A 17,013-nucleotide genomic window follows, 5' to 3' on the forward strand; every position below is an offset into this window, starting at 1 on the left:
TATGCTGTGTGGGAAGTCCCCTGACATCTCATCCCCGACGACCCCGAGCGAATCAGGTACCGAACCACGTGGCACACCACCCGACAGAGCAGAACCCGCATGATGAAGAGGCCTCTCGCTTCGAGGGCACTCCCGCCAGCGCGCTTCCGCTGACTGCCGCCCAGGACCGGCAGTGGGCCACGCTCGCCCACTTCGGCGGCGTTCTGCTGTGCATCCCGTCCCTGATCATCTTCCTCGTCTTCAAGGACCGCGGGCCCTTCACCGCCCAGGAGTCCAAGGAGGCCCTCAACTTCACGCTGCCTCCCACGATCGTGGCCCTCGTGGCGCTGCTGCTCATGCAGATCCCGGGCATCGGAGGGTTCTTCGCCGTCATCCACGCGATGATCTGGGTGGTCGTCACCATCTTCTCGGTCCTCGCCGGCATCGAGGTGGAGCGCGGGCGGCCGTACCGTTACGACTTCAACCTGCGCCTCATCCGCTGACTCGAGACCGCTGACAACCGGCTGCTGACGCCTGGCCGGCGGGCCCGGCCCCGCGGGTCAGCCCGCGAGCTCCCGCACCACTGCGTCCGCGAGGAGACGCCCGCGCAGCGTGAGCACGAGGCGGCCGCGGATCGCCTCCCGGCCGTCCACCAGCCCCCTGGCCACGAGTGCCGCCACGCGCGGACGCGCCTCCTGGGACACGGCACTCACGGCGAGCCCGTCCACGGTCCTCACCTCGAGGAGCAGCTTCTCCAGCGCCGTCTCCTCCGCCGTCAGGACCTCACGGCCCACGCTCGGCGTCTGACCCGCGGCGAGCCGCTGGGCATAGGCCGTGGGATGCTTGGCGTTCCAGAAGCGCACGCCGCCGACATGCGAGTGCGCGCCGGGGCCGATCCCCCACCAGTCGCCGCCGCGCCAGTAGGCGTAGTTGTGCCGGGAGCGGTCCTCCGGGCGCCGCGCGAAGTTGCTCACCTCGTACCACTCGAGCCCGGCCTGCCGGAAGGCTGCGTCGGCGAGCTCGTACTTGTCCGCTGCGTCGTCGTCGCTCGGATACGGAACCTGGCCCCGGCGCATCTGCGCCGCCAGCCTGGTGCCGTCCTCGATGATGAGCGAATACGCGGAGACGTGGTCCGGCTCGAGGGCGAGGGCGGCCTCGACGCTCGCGCGCCAGTCCTCGAGCGACTCGCCCGGCGTGCCGTAGATGAGGTCCACGCTCGCCGAGAGGCCGAGCTCTCGGGCCCAGCCGACCACGACGGGGACGCGCTCCGGCTCGTGGGTGCGGTCCAGCGTGCGCAGCACGTGCGGCACCGCGGACTGCATGCCGAAGGAGACACGGGTCAGCCCCGCCTCGGCCATGCGCTCGAGCATGGGGCGTGTCACGGAGTCCGGGTTCGCCTCCATGGTGACCTCGGCCCCGGGCTCGAGGCCCCACCGGTCCACGGCCGCCTCGAGCATCCTCGCCAGGTCCTCGGCGGGCAGCTGGGAGGGCGTGCCCCCGCCGAAGAACACGGAGTGCAGGGGACGGTTGGCGCTCTCCGCCGTCGTTCCGTCCTCGGTCCGCCCCGCCAGCACCTGCACCGCCAGGTCCATCTCCCGGACGGCCTGGCCCGCGTACTCCGCCTGCGCTCCCCCGCCGCCGAGCTCGGTGGCCGTGTACGTGTTGAAGTCGCAGTAGCCGCAGCGGACCGAGCAGAAGGGGACGTGGACGTAGAGCGAGAGCGTGCGCTCGCCGGCGCCGTGGAAGGCCGAGGCGGGCAGGGCGCCGTCGCGCGGAGGGGTCTCTCCGAGGGGAAGTGCGGAGGGCACGCTACTTCTTCTTCTCCTTGGCGTCCTTCGCGTCCGAGGAGGAGAGCGCCGCGATGAAGGCCTCCTGCGGGACCTCGACCCGGCCGACCATCTTCATGCGCTTCTTGCCCTCCTTCTGCTTCTCGAGGAGCTTGCGCTTGCGGCTGATGTCGCCGCCGTAGCACTTCGCGAGGACGTCTTTGCGGATGGCGCGGATGTTCTCGCGGGCGATGATCCGGGAGCCGATGGCCGCCTGGATGGGCACCTCGAACTGCTGCCTGGGGATGAGCTCCCGGAGCTTGCCCGTGATGGAGACGCCGTAGGAGTAGGCCTTGTCCTTGTGGGTGATGGCGGAGAACGCGTCCACCTGCTCGCCCTGGAGGAGGATGTCCACCTTGACGAGGTCGGCCGCCTGGTCCCCCTCCGGCTTCCAGTCCAGCGAGGCGTAGCCGCGGGTGCGGGACTTGAGCACGTCGAAGAAGTCGAAGACGATCTCCGCGAGCGGCAGGGCGTAGCGGATCTCCACCCGGTCCTCGGAGAGGTAGTCCATCCCCTTCATGTTCCCGCGGCGGGACTGGCAGAGCTCCATGATGGCGCCGACGAACTCGTTCGGGGCGAGGACCGTGGCCGAGACCATCGGCTCCCGGACCTCGTTGACCTTGCCCGAGGGGAACTCGGACGGGTTGGTCACCTCGACGTGGGAGCCGTCCTCCATCTCCACCTGGTAGACGACGTTGGGCGCCGTCGAGATGAGGTCCAGGTTGAACTCCCGCTCGAGGCGCTCGCGGACGATCTCGAGGTGCAGGAGGCCGAGGAAGCCCACGCGGAAGCCGAAGCCGAGCGCGGCGGAGGTCTCCGGCTCGTAGACGAGGGCCGCGTCGTTGAGCTTGAGCTTGTCCAGCGCGTCGCGGAGCACCGGGTAGTCCGTGCCGTCCAGCGGGTAGAGACCGGAGAAGACCATCGGCTTGGGCTCCTCATAGCCCGCGAGCTGGCGCTCGGCCGGCTTGGCGGCACTCGTGACCGTGTCGCCCACCTTGGACTGGCGGACGTCCTTCACGCCGGTGATGAGGTAGCCGACCTCGCCGACGCCGAGGCCCTCCGAGGGGATGGGCTCAGGCGAGATGACGCCGATCTCGAGCAGCTCGTGCTGAGCGCCGGTGGACATCATCTCGATGCGCTCGCGCGGGGAGAGCTTGCCGTCCACCACGCGGACGTAGGTCACGACGCCGCGGTAGGTGTCATAGACCGAGTCGAAGATCATGGCGCGGGAGGGCGCGTCTGCGTTTCCGACGGGCGCGGGGATCTCCGCCACGATCTTGTCCAGCAGCGCCTCGACGCCCTCGCCCGTCTTGCCCGAGACCTTGAGGACGTCCTCCGGCTCCCCGCCGATGAGCGTGGCGAGCTCCTCCGCGTACTTCTCCGGCTGTGCGGCGGGGAGGTCGATCTTGTTGAGGACGGGGATGATCGTGAGGTCGTTCTCCATCGCGAGATAGAGGTTGGCGAGCGTCTGCGCCTCGATGCCCTGCGCCGCGTCCACGAGGAGGATGGCGCCCTCGCCGGCGGCGAGCGAGCGGGAGACCTCGTAGGTGAAGTCGACGTGGCCCGGCGTGTCGATCATGTTGAGCGCGTAGGACTGGCCGTCCACCTCCCACGGCATGCGGACGGCCTGGGACTTGATGGTGATGCCGCGCTCGCGCTCGATGTCCATGCGGTCCAGGTACTGGGCCTTCATCGCCCGGGGCTCGACGACGCCGGTCAGCTGGAGCATCCGGTCCGCGAGGGTCGACTTCCCGTGGTCGATGTGCGCGATGATGCAGAAGTTGCGGAGGAGGTCCGCAGGGGTCTTGGCTGGGGTCAGCGCGAGATTGGCCTTGGGCGACACGGGCGGTGGCTTCCTAGCGGTCGAGAGGGCGTGCAGGGCAATACGCCATTGTCCCATGAACTCGCCGAGGCCCGGCGGCATCGCGGCGCGCCGCCCTTGAGAGCACCTGGGTCCCCGGGTGACGGGCTGAACCTGGTAGACTGGGACGCTGTGTGTCCGCGCAGGTCGACGGGCACCCCGTCCGGCGATCCAATCGGTGCCCCACGCCGCTCAGTCTTCGCAGTGACGGGAATACCCTCACCGACCCCTGTTTCGAGTAAACCGAAAGAGCAAAAGTGGCAAACATCAAGTCCCAGAAGAAGCGCATTCTGACGAACGAGAAGGCTCGTCAGCGCAACGCGGCCGTCAAGAGCGAGCTCAAGACGCTCGTCCGCTCTGTCAACGAGGCCGTCGCCGCTTCTGACAAGGAGAAGGCGACGTCCGCTCTCGCCCTCGCGGGCAAGAAGCTGGACAAGGCTGTGAGCAAGGGCGTGATCCACCGCAACCAGGCCGCGAACCGCAAGTCGGCCATCGCGAAGAAGGTCTCCGCCCTCTGATTCAGGCGCTCAGCCTGGTCAGGCCCCTGATCTGACTCGGCGTGCGCTCCGGCGGCCCGCTGGGGTCTCACAGCCGGAGCCGCTGAGACCGAAAGGGCCCTCCGCCTCGGCGGAGGGCCCTTTCGTCATGCCTGGAGGCTTGTCCTGCAGTCCTGTGAAGGCGCCTGCAGGCGAGCCGTGCGGCTCTCGTCAGCGACGCCCGATGAGCCGTCCGAGCTCGATGATGAGACGCTCCACCACGAAGCCGGGGTTCCTGGATCCGCCTTTGACGTTGTAGTCGGCCTCCGCGACCGCCTGGACGGCTGCGATGAGAGACGGGCTGCTCCACCGCCGCGCATCGGCCATCGCGTTCTTGGCCTGCCACGGAGCCATGCCGAAGGCCTGCGCCGCTTCACCGGGGCTGCCTCTGAATCCGGCGACCTTGGCGAGGCCTCGGACCTTGACGCCGATGGAGGCGACGAGCGGCACCGGGTCCACCCCGGTGACCATGGCAGCCCGTGCGATGCCCAGCGCCTGGGCGGTCTGACCCGCGACCGCCGCATCCGCCACTTTGAACGCCGTCGCCTCGACCCGGCCGCCGTAGTAGCGATTGACGAGCTCCGCGGTCACGTCCCCCGGCACGTCCTGGATGAGCTGCTGACAGGCGGAGTCCAGCTCCGCGAGGCTGCTCCCGACGGCCTGGACGAGCGCGGTCACGGCATCGGCCGAGATCTTGCGGCGGGCCGCCTTGAACTCGGCGACGACGTACGCCTGCTTGTCCGAATCCCTCTTGAGGCTGGAGCAGTCGTAGACCGCGGCGTTCTTCTTGAGCGCGTCCAGCAGCTTCTTGCCCCGGTTGCCGCCGGGATGGTGCAGCACCACGCTGGCCTCGTCCACCGGGGCCTTCACGTAGGCGAGGGCCTCCTCGAGGAAGGCCTCGCTCATGGAGCCGAGGCCTTCGACCTGGACGAAGGAGCTCGGAGAGAACAGCGAGGCCTGGGCGGCGGACTCGAGGTCCCCGGCCGCATAGTCCGCGGCGTTGAGCCGGTGCACGTCGGTCTCCGGCTCCCGTTCCAGCGCCTGCCGTCTCAGCGAGGGAAGCATCTTGCGGAAGAGGAACTCCTCCGGCCCGAGGAAGAGGACGAGCGGCGCCAGACGCGCATCACGTGGGTTCTTGGCCTCAGCCATGGGCGCCTCCGCGGTGGTTCATCACAGTTCTCCATCGTATCTGCCGCCCCTCTCGGGCGGGGTCACGGCCGACTGGGCCGGACGACAAGGTCCTCTCCGTCCTCGCGCAGAGTCACCAGCCCGTGCCTGTCGGTGCGGAAGACCCGGGCTCCAGCCGCGGTCAGCCGCTCCAGGACCGGCTGGTGGGGATGGCCGTAGGAGTTCCCCGTGCCGACCCCGATGAGGGCTGCCCTGGGGCTCAGCGGCGCATACGCAGCGGCGCCGTTCCGAGCTCCGTGGTGCGGGACCTTGACGACGTCGACCCTTCTGGTCCCGCGACGTCCCAGATCGTCGATGGCCCGCGAGAGAGCGGAGTCCGACTCGCGCTCCAGGTCGCCGAGGAACAAGACGGTCAGCCCGCCCCCGGCGTGCCGGGACGAGACGAGGAGGGCTGAGCTGGCGCGGTTCTCCTGGCTCTCTCCCCCGCCGACGGCGCGTGCGGGCCTCGGCGCTGTGAGGACGGCCTCGACGCGGAGCCCCTCCCGTTCCAGCAGGACGCTCCCCGGCGGATGGGACTCTGCATCCACACGGCGCAGCTGCCCTGCGTCTGCGGAGGTGAGCCTCAGAGCTCTGTCCTCCGTGCTCGCGGAGCTGTAGAAGACCGGGACCCCCCGGGTGCCGCCGACGGACTGCGGGCAGACCTCCTCGGTGGTCTGCGTGGAGGTGGCTGAGGATGACCGCGTCGAGCTCACGGACTCCGAGCTCCTGGAGACAGCGAGCGGCGGCGTCCCCGGGTGGGCCCGCGTCAACGAGGATCGCATGGGCGCCGCTGCGAACCACCGCGGCATCGCCTTGGCCGACGTCGCAGAGGGCGAGCTGCCAGCCGTCCACCACCCCTGCGCTCGGCCTGAGGAACGGCAGCACGGCCACGAGGATCGACGCCGCCGCCCATCCGGCCATCGCCGTCCTCCGCCTGCCGCGGGGCGGCTGGGGGTGCCAGGTGCTCTCGGTGCGGCGCGCGAGCCACTGCTGGAGCATCCAGGGCAGCGCCCACGCGGCGATCCCCAGCAGCATTCCCGGGATGCCGACCGGCAGCGGGGAGCGATTCGCCGGGTGGGCTGCGACGAACTCCGCGACGGCCAGAATGAGGTCGACGGCGCGGTTCGGGCCCCAGGCGAGCGCCGCTGCCGCCCCGGGCCACACCCACGCCGTTCCCAGCACCGCGAGGCCGCAGAAGGTGACCGGGGCCACGAGAGCCCCAACGAGCAGGTTGGCGGGCAGGCTGAGACCCGGAAGCGACGGGAGCATGAGCGCGAGCAGCGGATGGCAGCCGAGGCCTGCCGAAGCAGCGACGGCTGCGGGAGCGGCGATCCAGCCAGGCAGCACACGGTCCAGAAGGGAGGTGAACGGCCTGGCCCAGAGCAGAATGCCCATCGTCGCGCTCGCCGAGAGGCCGAAGCCCAGGTCGAGCGACAGCCAGGGGTCCCATGCAAGGAGCAGGACGACGGCGGCGCTGAGCAGGCAGAGGCCAGACCTCCCTCTGCCGTGGAGCAGCGCCAAGGCTGCCAGCGAGCCCATGACCGCCGCTCGCAGCACGGTCGCGTCCGGTCCGCAGAGCAGGGCGAAAGCCCCGACCGTCCCGAGGGTGACTGCCGCCTGAAGACCTCGGCCTCCCCTCAGCACGCGAACCGCGAGGAGGCCGGCCGCCGCGGCCAGAGCGCAGTTGGCACCGGAGACGGCCGTCAGGTGGGCGAGGCCGGCGGTCTTCATCGAGGCGGCGGCCTGAGGGTCGCCGGGGTCCCCGCCGTAGACCATGGCGGCGGCCACTCGTCCGCTTCGCGGACCGGCAGTCTGGGCGAAGGCCTGCTCAGCCTGAACACGGGCCACGCGCAGAGGCCGGTACCAGGCCCGGTTCGTCGCGACCGCCTCCCCGGCGATGACGAGCGCTGCCGCTCCCCTGTCTCGCGTGCCCGGCTCCCGCACTCTCATGCGCCGGACCAGCACGGTGTCTCCGAGGTCGGGCGGTTCCCCGGCCTTCGGCCCGGCTGCGTGCTGCGGGCCAGGGCCTTCAGCGGTGCCGGCACGCCCCGGAGTCCCACGACACGGAAATCGGAGAGCAACCCTCACGCCGTCCGGGACTGTCCGGGCCGAAGCAGCGCACGTCTCTGCGCTCGGACGGCGTTCGCCCGCCCTGCCCTCCGGAGAATGACCGGTGTGCTTGACCGCGCTCTCTCCTTCCGCCCCGCCTTCCCCTCGAGCACCGGGCAGAACTCGAGGGTTCGACTCGATGACGAGTTCCGCCTCTCCCGCCCGGCTCAGACGCTCCCGCGCCGAAGGAGCGCTCACGGCGGCAGAGCAGACCTGGACGACGACGATGAGGAGGGCGAGGCCGGCGTACACCGACACGAGCCGGTGCCGGGCCCGCAGCCTGCTCAAGTGCCCGCATGCTCGTCCGGGTGCTCGTCCGAACCAGAGGAGAAGCCCGAGCGCAATGCCTGCGAGTCCCGCCATCCAGAGCAGACCCGAGGCGCAGCCGGCCGCGACGGCCCAGATGCAGAGCCCTGCCGTCACAGGAATCCTGCGAGGCGAACAGAGGCCCTCGCGTACGCCGCGGGCCGCCGCGACCAGCCGGCTCTGCGTCATCCCGTGCCTCACGAGCCGCATCAAGGCGAGTGCCGTGGGCGCTGTCACGGCCCGAAGCTGACGAGCGGGTCGATGGCCGCGAGGACGCTCGGGCCGCAGCCCTTCACGCGCCGCAGGTCTTCAAGCCCTGTGAAGCGCCCGTTCTTGGTCCGCTCTTCCACGATGCGCTCGGCGAGGACTCGTCCCACCCTCGGCAGAGTCTGCAGCTGCGCGGCGCTGGCACGGTTCACGTCGACTCGGTTGCCCTGAGCAGCTGGCTTCAGGGCCTGGTCTCCACGACCAGAGCCGGCCACGGGGCGCCGGAGTGCGCTGCCGCCGTCGTGAGAGCCCGGCCTGGCAGTGCTGGTTTCCCCCTGGGTCACCTCACCTTGCCTGGGGACGACCAGCTGAGCTCCGTCACTCAGCGGCTCGGCCCTGTTCACGGCGTCCAGAGCAGCGTCTTCCCGGGGGCCTCCAGCCCGCTCGATGGCGTCCGCAACACGCGCGCCCACCGGGAGCGCATAGACACCGGGGATCCTGACCGCCCCTCCGACGTCGACGACGAGAGCGGCCTCCCCGGCCTCCGCGCCCTGCGGCCGGCCCGGTGCCCCCGTAGGCGCCGCGGACCGCGACGGACGCTCCGACGCGGCCGGGCTCCGATCCGCCACGTGACCGCCGACGTGTGCCGCCTCTGCGGCGCCCTCCCGGGGAATGCGGACGTGGTCCGCCGTCTGGCCCGCGGACCTCCAGAAGAAGACGGAGACCACTGCGCAGATGAGCCCGAGCAGGGCCAGCAGCCCGCGACGCCGCCGACGCGACGGCAGCCTTCCGTCCGGCGCCGCACCAGACGCCGCCGGAGAAACGCTGTGCCCCGGGCCCGAACTCGGCCTGCCCTCAGCGGGCACGTTTCCGTCTGAACCGGCTCCCTCAGAGCCGACCCCATCAGAGCCGGCTCCGCAAGGCTGCGGTCCCTGCCCCTCACCCACAGGGGTGCCGAGCGCGGCAGCTGCTCGGACAGGCTCGCCGCGAAGGCGTCGGAGGAGCGCGCGTGACGCAGGATCAGACGGGGAGAGGCTCATGCTCCGATCGTGCGACAACATCCCGCGCCTGCACGCCGGGGCCTCTCCAAACGTGGACAACTCGCGCTCGGCGCCCTGTCTGCCCCGGCTGTGGAGGGCTCACGGCCGGGTCACGGGTCAGGACACGCCGTCTGCCCCGTCCCACGTGGACAGCGCCATGGCGCCCGGTCCCAGGTGGACGGCGAGCACGAGCGGCAGCGGGGAGAACACGAGGCTCCCCTCGAATCCCGCCTCGCGCAGCTGCCGTTCCGCGGTGGCATGCGGCACGGCGAACGTCTCCACGACGATCTCCCGATCCTGGGCTCTGCGGGGCCCGGACGGGGGCACCGTCGACGACGCGTGTGCTTCCGGCCCCGGTACGGCATCCGCCTTCGCCGTGCTCTTGCGGTCCAAGCCGATGTGCCGCAGGGCCTTCTCCACGGCACCGGCCGGCGTCATCGCCATGTCCACGGAGGCGAACCCTCCGGCTCCGAAGGGAAGCACCGGGCGCAGGCTCAGCGCCTTGACCAGTCCTGCCGCGGCGGCGGGCGCCCGGCCGCCCGCCCGCAGCGCAGCCAGGTTGGGCAGGGTCGCGGCGCACCGCCAGCGCTCGAGAGAACGCTCTGCAGCGCTGCGCGCCCGCTCCGCGCCGTCGCCGTCCACGAGGCCCGGCTCGCCTGCGCAGAGGCTGTCGAGCGCTCCCGACTCGGCGGCGCGGACCAGAGCATCCACGCACCTCGCCGCCGCCCATCCGGCGGCTCGCGAGTCCACGACGGCGACGGGCATCGCGGCCTCCGCAGCGGCAGCCCTCGCGGCGTCCGCCGTTCCGGAGAGCGCCCCGGACAGAGTCACGATGACCACAGCATCGAATCCTCGCGCGCGGCAGCCCTCGAAGACGTCGGCGAAGGCCCCGAGCGACGGCCGCGAGGTGCTCACGCGAAGGCGCGCCGCCTGCGCCGTCGCGATCTGGGCCGCGAGGGCCTCGGAGTCCATGCGGTCGTCGAGGCGCTCGTCCTCCACGAGGATGGGGAGCGAGACCACCGCGTCAGCCGTCCTCAGGCCGTGGCGCCCTGCCGCCGTCGCTGCGGCAGACGAGTCCGCGACGACGGCGACCCGGCGCGGTTCCGGCGACGACGGCGAGGACACGGGGCTACTTCCCCGGGACGATGCTCACGAGCTTCGGCGCGCGGACGATCACCTTGGCCACAGACCGGCCTTCGAGCAGCCGCACGATCGGCGGGGCGGACAGCGCCATCTCCTCGAGCTCCGCCTCGGAGACGTCCGGGGAGACCTCGAGCTTGGCGCGCACCTTGCCCTGCACCTGCACCACGGCGGTCACGGTGTCCGCCACGAGGAGGCTCGGGTCCGGCTCGGGAAGGCGGGTGTTGGCCACGAAGCCCTCGCCGCCGAGCATCTCGTGCATGTCCTCGGCCGTGTACGGCGCGAACATCGAGAGCAGCTGCGTGAGGACCATGGCCGCCTCGCGGACCGCCGGGTCCCCGGCGCCCGCCCCCGAGTCGATCGACTTGCGGGCCGCGTTGGTCAGCTCCATGAGCTTGGCGACGACGACGTTGAACTTGCTCTGCTCGAGCAGCTCGTTCGCCTGGGCCAGCGTCTGGTGGGTGACGCGCCGCAGCGCCGTGTCCTTCGAGTCCGCCGGGTCCCCTGCAGCGCCGGCCTGGCCTGCGTCCCGGGCCACGCGCCACGCACGCGCCAGGAACTTCGAGGAGGCCGTGGGCGAGACGTCCGCCCAGTCGACGTCGTCCTCCGGAGGCGAGGCGAAGAGCATGGTGAGGCGGACGGCGTCCACGCCGAAGAGCTCGAGCTGCTCGCCCAGGTTGACGCCGTTGCCGAGCGACTTGCTCATGGCCTTGCCCTGGTTGATGACCTGCCCCTGATTGAGGAGGGAGGAGAAGGGCTCGGTGAAGCCGACCAGGCCCAGGTCGTAGAGGACCTTGGTGAAGAACCGCGCGTAGAGCAGGTGGAGGATGGCGTGCTCGACGCCGCCCACGTAGCGGCCCACGGGCATCCACTCGTCCACGGCGTCCCGGCTGAAGGGAGCGTCCTCGAGGCCCGGGCTCGTATAGCGGAGGTAGTACCAGGAGGAGTCCACGAACGTGTCCATCGTGTCCGAGTCCCGCAGAGCCTCGCCGCCGCAGGACGGGCAGGAGACGCGGCGCCACTCCATCGCGGCCGCGAGCGGGCTCTCGCCCTTCGGCGCGAGCTGCTCCCCCTTGAGGTCGTCCGGCAGGCGGACGGGCAGCTGGTCCTCCGGGACCGGCACCTCGCCGCAGGACTCGCAGTGGATGATCGGGATCGGGGTGCCCCAGAAGCGCTGGCGGGACAGGAGCCAGTCCCGCAGGCGGAAGTTGACGGTGCCCTCGCCGGTGCCGCGCTCCTCCACGAGGCGAATGGCGGCTGCGATGGCCTCCTCCTTGGCGAGGCCGTCCAGCGGGCCCGAGTTCTTGGCGGTGCCGGGCGAGAGGCTGGGCTCCCCCGACTCGGCCGGATCCGGGTCCCCGTTCTCCACGACGGACCGGACGGGCAGGCCCATGGCCTTCGCGAAGCCGAGATCGCGGCCGTCGTGCGCGGGAACCGCCATGATGGCGCCCGTGCCGTAGTCCGCCAGCACGTAGTCAGAGATCCACACCGGGATCTGCTCGCCCGTGACGGGATTGACGGCCGTGCGCCCGGAGAGGACGCCGGTCTTCTCCCGGTCCGTGGCCTGGCGCTCGATCTCGGTGGCGGCCTTGGCCTTCTCCCGGTACGCCTCGAACTCGGCCCGCTGCCCGGGCGCCACGATCTCCTCCGCGAGGTCCGAGTCCACAGCCACCACCATGAAGGTGGCGCCGAAGAGCGTGTCCGGGCGGGTGGTGAAGACCTCGATGTCCCGAGCCGGCTGATCCCCGGCCGCCTCGAGGGCGAACCGGACGTTGGCGCCGTGCGAGCGGCCGATCCAGTTCTTCTGCATGAGCAGGACCCGGTCCGGCCAGTGGCCCTCGAGCTGGTCCATGTCGTCGACGAGCCGGTCCGCGTACTCCGTGATCTTGAAGTACCACTGGTTGAGCTTCTTCTTGGTCACCAGGGTGCCGCAGCGCTCGCAGGCGCCGTCCACGACCTGCTCGTTCGCGAGCACGGTCTGGTCCTTGGGGCACCAGTTGACCGGCGAGTCCTTGCGGTACGCGAGGCCCTTCTTGAAGAACGTGAGGAAGAGCCACTGCGTCCACCGGTAGAACTCGGGGTCCGAGGTGTGCAGGCGGCGGGACCAGTCCAGGCTGAGCCCGTAGCGCTTGAAGGATCCGGCCTGGACCTCGATGTTCTTGTACGTCCACTCGGCCGGGTGCGTGCCGTTCTTGATGGCCGCGTTCTCCGCGGGAAGGCCGAACGAGTCCCAGCCGATCGGGTGGAGGACGTTGTACCCCTTGAAGCGCCAGAAGCGGCTGGCGACGTCGCCGATCGCGTACGCCTCCGCGTGGCCCATGTGCAGGTCCCCGGAGGGGTACGGGAACATGTCGACGACGTAGCGGCGCTCCCGCGTGTCCCCGGGCTGCGGCTCGAAGACCTTCGCCTCCTCCCACGATCCGCCCCACTTGGCCTCGAGGGCGCGGAAGTCGTAGTCCTGCTCGGTTGACCGGTCGTCGCTCACGTCACTCCTGTATCAAGTCGCGTCTGCCCGCGCGCGGCGGACCCTGACGATTTTAGTGCAGTCCCGCGGCGCCTCCGTCCTTCCCTCAGACGCCGACGGCCGCGTGTCCGGGGTGCGGACACGCGGCCGGTGCGGGCCGCTGCGGCGAGGGCGGGTCTGCCCTGCCGGGCGGGGTGGTCGGACGCGTCAGCGCACGTCGTCGTCGACCCAGTCGAAGGTCCGGGTGACGGCCTTCTTCCAGTTGCGCATCTGGCGCTCGCGCTCCTCCTCGGGGAGCTCCGGGGTCCAGCGCGTGTCCTCGGCCCACTGGTTGCGCAGCTCGTCGAGGCTCTCCCAGAAGCCGACGGCGAGGCCGGCGGCGTAAGCGGCGCCGAGCGCCGTCGTCTCGATGACCTTCGGGCGGATGACCGGGACGCCGAGGATGTCGGACTGGAACTGCATGAGGGCGTCGTTGGCCACCATGCCGCCGTCCACCTTGAGCTCCTCGAACGGGACGTCCGAGTCCGCGTTGACGGCGTCGAGCACCTCGCGGGTCTGGAACGCCGTGGACTCGAGGGCCGCGCGGGCGATGTGCCCCTTGTTGGCGAACCGCGTGAGGCCCACGATCGCGCCGCGGGCGTCCGGCCGCCAGTACGGCGCGAAGAGCCCGGAGAACGCCGGGACGATGTACACGCCGCCGTTGTCCTCGACCGTCTCGGCGAGCTTCTCCACCTGCGGGGCGCTCGAGATGAGGCCGAGGTTGTCCCGCAGCCACTGGACGAGCGAGCCGGCGACGGCGATGGAGCCCTCGAGCGCGTACGTGGCCGGCTGGTCGCCCAGCTTGTAGCCCACGGTGGTGAGGAGGCCGTTCTTGGAGTGGACGATCTCCTCGCCGGTGTTGACGATGAGGAAGCAGCCCGTGCCGTAGGTGTTCTTGGCCTCGCCCTTCTCGAAGGCGGCCTGGCCGAACGTCGCCGCCTGCTGGTCGCCGAGGATGCCCGCCACCGGGACCTCGCGGAGCAGCTGGTCGCCGTGGACCGTGCCGTAGACCTCGGACGAGGACTTGATCTCGGGAAGCATGGACGCCGGGACGCCGAAGGCCTCGAGCGCCTCCTCGCTCCACGAGAGCGTCTTGAGGTCCATGAACATGGTGCGCGAGGCGTTGGTGACGTCCGTCGCGTGCACGCCGCCGTCGGTGCCGCCCGTGAGGTTCCAGAGGACCCAGCTGTCCGTGGTGCCGAAGAGGAGGTCCCCCGCCTCGGCCTTCTCCCGGGCGCCCTCGACGTTGTCGAGGATCCACTTCACCTTGGTGCCGGCGAAGTAGGTGGCGAGCGGAAGGCCCGTCAGGTCCTTGAAGCGCTCGAGGCCGCCGTCTTCGGCCAGCTCGTTGACGATGTCCTGGGTGCGGGTGTCCTGCCAGACGATCGCGTTGTAGACGGCCTTGCCCGTGTTCTTGTCCCAGACCACGGTGGTCTCGCGCTGGTTGGTGATGCCCACGGCCGCGATGTGGTGGCGCGTCAGGCTCGCCTTGGAGAGGGCGTTGCCGATGACCTCGCGGGTGTTGTCCCAGATCTCCGCCGGGTTGTGCTCGACCCAGCCGGCCTTCGGGAAGATCTGCTCGTGCTCCTTCTGGCCCGTGGAGACGATGCGTCCGTCATGGTCGAAGATGATCGCGCGGGAGGACGTGGTGCCCTGGTCGATCGCGATGACGTACTTCTTGCTCGTGCTCATGTCAGCTCCTTCGCTGGTGTCCGAGGTGGGAGGTCAGACCATCATCGCGTGGACGAGGCCGGCGAGGACGCCGCCGACGATCGGGCCGACGACGGGCACCCAGGCGTAGCCCCAGTCCGAGCCGCCCTTGCCGCGGATGGGCAGGACGGCATGGGCGATGCGCGGGCCGAGGTCACGGGCCGGGTTGATGGCGTAGCCCGTGGGGCCGCCGAGCGAGGCGCCGATGCCGACGACGGTCAGCGCGACGAGCACCGGGCCGAAGCCGGGTGCCGCCTTGGCCGGGATGTAGAGGATGACCATGACGAGCACGAAGGTCGCGATGATCTCCGTGACGAGGTTCCACGCGTAGGAGCGGATCTCCGGACCGGTGGAGAAGACGCCGAGCTTGTTGGCCGGGTTCTCCTCGGCGTCGAAGTGCTGCTTGTAGGAGAGCCAGCAGAGGACGGCGCCGATGAACGCGCCGAGCATCTGGGCCAGCAGGTACAGCAGCACGTTGCCGATCGACTTGTCGATGCCCGGGGCGAGCTGCCCCACGTTCGGGTCGGCGAGGAGGCCGAACGTCACGGCCGGGTTGAGGTGGGCGCCAGAGGCCCCCGCGACGAGGGCGCCCGCGAGGACCGCGATGCCCCATCCGAAGTTCACCATCAGGAACCCGGTGCCGTAGCCCTTGTTCTTGACGAGGATGTTGTTGGCCACCACGCCGCCGCCGAGCAGCAGGAGGAGGGCCGTGCCGAGGAACTCGGCGAAGAACTGAGAGACGGTCATGGCGGCCTCTCCCTTTCGGTCAGGCTGGTGAGTGCAGCGGTTTACGAGAGCTCGCCGGTGGCGAGGTCGATCCGGTGGCGGTCTGCGAAGACGGAGCGAGCGTGCTCGCGCTCGGCTTCGAGCTCCTCCGGACCCCAGCCCTTGACGTCGGCGAACGCCCGGACGATCTCCTCGAAGAGATCGCCGGCGGCCGCGCCGCGGAAGGCCAGGGAGGTGCGGCGGATGAGGACGTCGGCGACGTGCTCGACCTGCTCGCGCTCGACGAGGAAGCGCAGCTCCCGGGTCGACAGCTCGGGAGAGCCGCCGATGAGCCGGTCCTCTCCCTCGCGGAGGTAGGCGGCCACGGCGTCCGCGCGGACTCCGTAGCGCTCCAACAGGATGCCATAGCGCTCGGCGTCGATGTGATCATCGACACGCGCCTGGATCCAGGCGCGCTCCCCGGCCTCGCTCTCGGGGAAGCCCTTGCCGCCGCCGATGGTGCGGCCGAGCGTGCTCACCTCGCGCTTCTTCCCGAGCATCCCGAGGACCTCGTTGGCCAGGTGCTCGGAGAGGGCGCGGAAGGTGGTCCACTTGCCGCCGACGACGGAGAGCACCGTGGCCCCGTTCTGCTCGCGGCGCTCGAAGCGGTAGTCGCGGGAGACGAACCCGGGCGCCGTCTCGTCGTGCCGCGGCAGCGGGCGCACGCCGGAGAACGTGTAGACGATCTGCTCCCGCTTCACCTCGATCGAGGGGAAGACGTGGCCGATGAGGTCGAAGAAGTACTGGATCTCCTCGTCGGTGCAGACGGCCTGGGCGGACATGTCGTCGTCGAGGTCCGTGGTGCCGACGAGCACGCGGTCCCCCATCGGGTAGATGAGGACGATGCGGCCGTCGGTGTGCTCGAAGAAGATCTCGCGGCCGTGCGTGGCGGCGAGGAGCTCCGGGTGGTCGAGGACGATGTGCGAGCCCTTGGTGCCGCCCATGAAGCGCGTCGCGTCGTCGAGCGCGCCGTTGGTCTGGTCCGTCCAGGCGCCGGAGACGTTGAGGACGATCTTCGCGGAGAAGTCGAACTCCTCCCCCGAGATCTCGTCCCGGAGGCGGACCCCGGCGTCGGTCATGCCGACGGCGGAGACGTAGTTGCTCGCCCGGACGCCCTCGTGCGCGTCGAGGCCGTCGTGGAGCACGTCGAGGGTCAGCCGCTCCGGGTTGTGCACCGAGGCGTCGAAGTAGGTGGCGGTGTAGCGCACGTCCGAGCGCATCTGCGGAAAGAGGGCGCGGGACTCCTCGGCGCCGAGGAATTCGTGCTTCGGCACCGTGCCGCCGAGCCGGGAGAAGGAGTCGTAGATGGACAGCCCCATCTTGATGAGAGCCGCGCCGCGCTCCTGCGGCTTGCCGGACTTGTGGGTGAGGAAGCGGATCGGCGCGTTGAGGATGCCGGAGAACGTGGAGAAGATCGGGATGGTCGTCTGCAGGGGCTTGACGTAGTGCGGCGCGATCTTGAGGAGGTTGTTCCGCTCGACGACGGACTCCTTGACGAGGCGGAACTCGCCGTTCTCCAGGTAGCGGATGCCGCCGTGGATCATGTGGCTGGAGGCGCCGGACGCGCCCGAGCAGTAGTCCTCCCGCTCGACGAGGGCGACGTCGACGCCCTGGAGCGCCAGGTCTCGGAAGGTTCCGACGCCGTTGATGCCTCCGCCGATGATGAGGACGTCAGCGCTCGGACGGCTTCGCAGGGCCTCGACGCGATCGCGGACAGCAGGCGCAGCAGACAATTCTTCCTCCTCGTCGAGGGCCCGAGGCCCCCGGCACGACACTGTGTGGGTATTGCTGTGACCTACATCTACTCGCGGCCTCGCAGTACACTCAACGAGGATGCACGAATGTGCACTCGCCCCGCCCTCCT

General features: G+C 70.4%; 12 protein-coding genes. 2 read left to right on the top strand and 10 right to left on the bottom strand.

Features of this window, described 5'->3' with window-relative positions:
- The first annotated feature begins 68 nt into the window (after nucleotides 1-68).
- Entirely contained in the window at nucleotides 69-482 is a 414-nt protein-coding gene (locus H9I38_RS01975; RefSeq protein ID WP_226336941.1) for a DUF4870 domain-containing protein, read from the top strand.
- A 57-nt stretch (nucleotides 483-539) separates the two neighbouring features.
- Here the strand turns inward: H9I38_RS01975 and hemW are convergent, their stop codons facing one another.
- The gene (gene hemW, locus H9I38_RS01980; protein WP_226336942.1) at nucleotides 540-1,787 is read right to left on the bottom strand and encodes a radical SAM family heme chaperone HemW; all 1,248 of its coding nucleotides are present in this window, start codon (nucleotides 1,785-1,787) and stop codon (nucleotides 540-542) included.
- 1 nt (nucleotide 1,788) lies between these two features.
- Nucleotides 1,789-3,705 carry a translation elongation factor 4 gene (lepA, locus tag H9I38_RS01985; RefSeq protein ID WP_226336943.1) on the bottom strand — a complete coding sequence of 639 codons (1,917 nt, stop codon included), beginning with the start codon at nucleotides 3,703-3,705 and terminating at the stop codon, nucleotides 1,789-1,791.
- A 218-nt stretch (nucleotides 3,706-3,923) separates the two neighbouring features.
- Between lepA and rpsT the strand changes: the two genes are divergently transcribed.
- Entirely contained in the window at nucleotides 3,924-4,184 is a 261-nt protein-coding gene (gene rpsT / locus H9I38_RS01990) for a 30S ribosomal protein S20 (protein ID WP_226336944.1), read from the top strand.
- Nucleotides 4,185-4,373: 189 nt separating this feature from the next.
- On the opposite strand, the gene holA is transcribed toward rpsT, so the two are convergent.
- The 8 genes from holA to H9I38_RS02030 all read right to left on the bottom strand — a co-directional run bounded on the left by holA (nucleotide 4,374) and on the right by H9I38_RS02030 (nucleotide 16,882).
- Entirely contained in the window at nucleotides 4,374-5,351 is a 978-nt protein-coding gene (gene holA / locus H9I38_RS01995; RefSeq protein ID WP_226336945.1) for a DNA polymerase III subunit delta, read from the bottom strand.
- Nucleotides 5,352-5,372: 21 nt separating this feature from the next.
- Nucleotides 5,373-7,994, bottom strand: a complete 2,622-nt coding sequence (locus H9I38_RS11040; protein WP_413463507.1) for a ComEC/Rec2 family competence protein — start codon at nucleotides 7,992-7,994, stop codon at nucleotides 5,373-5,375.
- Nucleotides 7,995-8,017: 23 nt separating this feature from the next.
- Nucleotides 8,018-9,052, bottom strand: a complete 1,035-nt coding sequence (locus H9I38_RS02005) for a helix-hairpin-helix domain-containing protein (RefSeq protein ID WP_319002170.1) — start codon at nucleotides 9,050-9,052, stop codon at nucleotides 8,018-8,020.
- Nucleotides 9,053-9,148: 96 nt separating this feature from the next.
- The gene (locus H9I38_RS10905) at nucleotides 9,149-10,156 is read right to left on the bottom strand and encodes a DegV family protein (RefSeq protein ID WP_226336947.1); all 1,008 of its coding nucleotides are present in this window, start codon (nucleotides 10,154-10,156) and stop codon (nucleotides 9,149-9,151) included.
- A 4-nt stretch (nucleotides 10,157-10,160) separates the two neighbouring features.
- Nucleotides 10,161-12,656 (bottom strand): leucine--tRNA ligase, encoded by a 2,496-nt coding sequence (gene leuS / locus H9I38_RS02015; RefSeq protein WP_226336948.1) that lies wholly within the window; start codon nucleotides 12,654-12,656, stop codon nucleotides 10,161-10,163.
- Nucleotides 12,657-12,842: 186 nt separating this feature from the next.
- A complete protein-coding gene (glpK, locus tag H9I38_RS02020) occupies nucleotides 12,843-14,366 on the bottom strand; it encodes a glycerol kinase GlpK (protein WP_226336949.1) in 1,524 nt (507 codons plus the stop codon).
- A gap of 33 nt (nucleotides 14,367-14,399) precedes the next feature.
- Nucleotides 14,400-15,131: an MIP/aquaporin family protein gene (locus H9I38_RS02025; RefSeq protein WP_226336950.1), complete on the bottom strand. Its 732-nt coding sequence runs from the start codon at nucleotides 15,129-15,131 to the stop codon at nucleotides 14,400-14,402.
- A 41-nt stretch (nucleotides 15,132-15,172) separates the two neighbouring features.
- Nucleotides 15,173-16,882 carry a glycerol-3-phosphate dehydrogenase/oxidase gene (locus H9I38_RS02030; RefSeq protein WP_226336951.1) on the bottom strand — a complete coding sequence of 570 codons (1,710 nt, stop codon included), beginning with the start codon at nucleotides 16,880-16,882 and terminating at the stop codon, nucleotides 15,173-15,175.
- Between the last annotated feature and the right edge of the window lie 131 nt (nucleotides 16,883-17,013).

Origin of the sequence: Arthrobacter sp. UM1, assembly GCF_020483305.1 — a bacterium.
Taxonomy (GTDB): domain Bacteria; phylum Actinomycetota; class Actinomycetes; order Actinomycetales; family Micrococcaceae; genus Falsarthrobacter.

Coding starts and splice junctions, on each gene's coding strand:
- lepA (WP_226336943.1), bottom strand. CDS start 3,705: ATGGGACAATGGCGTATTGCCCTGCACGCCCTCTCGACCGCTAGGAAG.
- holA (WP_226336945.1), bottom strand. CDS start 5,351: ATGGCTGAGGCCAAGAACCCACGTGATGCGCGTCTGGCGCCGCTCGTC.
- H9I38_RS11040 (WP_413463507.1), bottom strand. CDS start 7,994: ATGCGGCTCGTGAGGCACGGGATGACGCAGAGCCGGCTGGTCGCGGCG.
- H9I38_RS02005 (WP_319002170.1), bottom strand. CDS start 9,052: ATGTTGTCGCACGATCGGAGCATGAGCCTCTCCCCGTCTGATCCTGCG.
- glpK (WP_226336949.1), bottom strand. CDS start 14,366: ATGAGCACGAGCAAGAAGTACGTCATCGCGATCGACCAGGGCACCACG.
- H9I38_RS02025 (WP_226336950.1), bottom strand. CDS start 15,131: ATGACCGTCTCTCAGTTCTTCGCCGAGTTCCTCGGCACGGCCCTCCTC.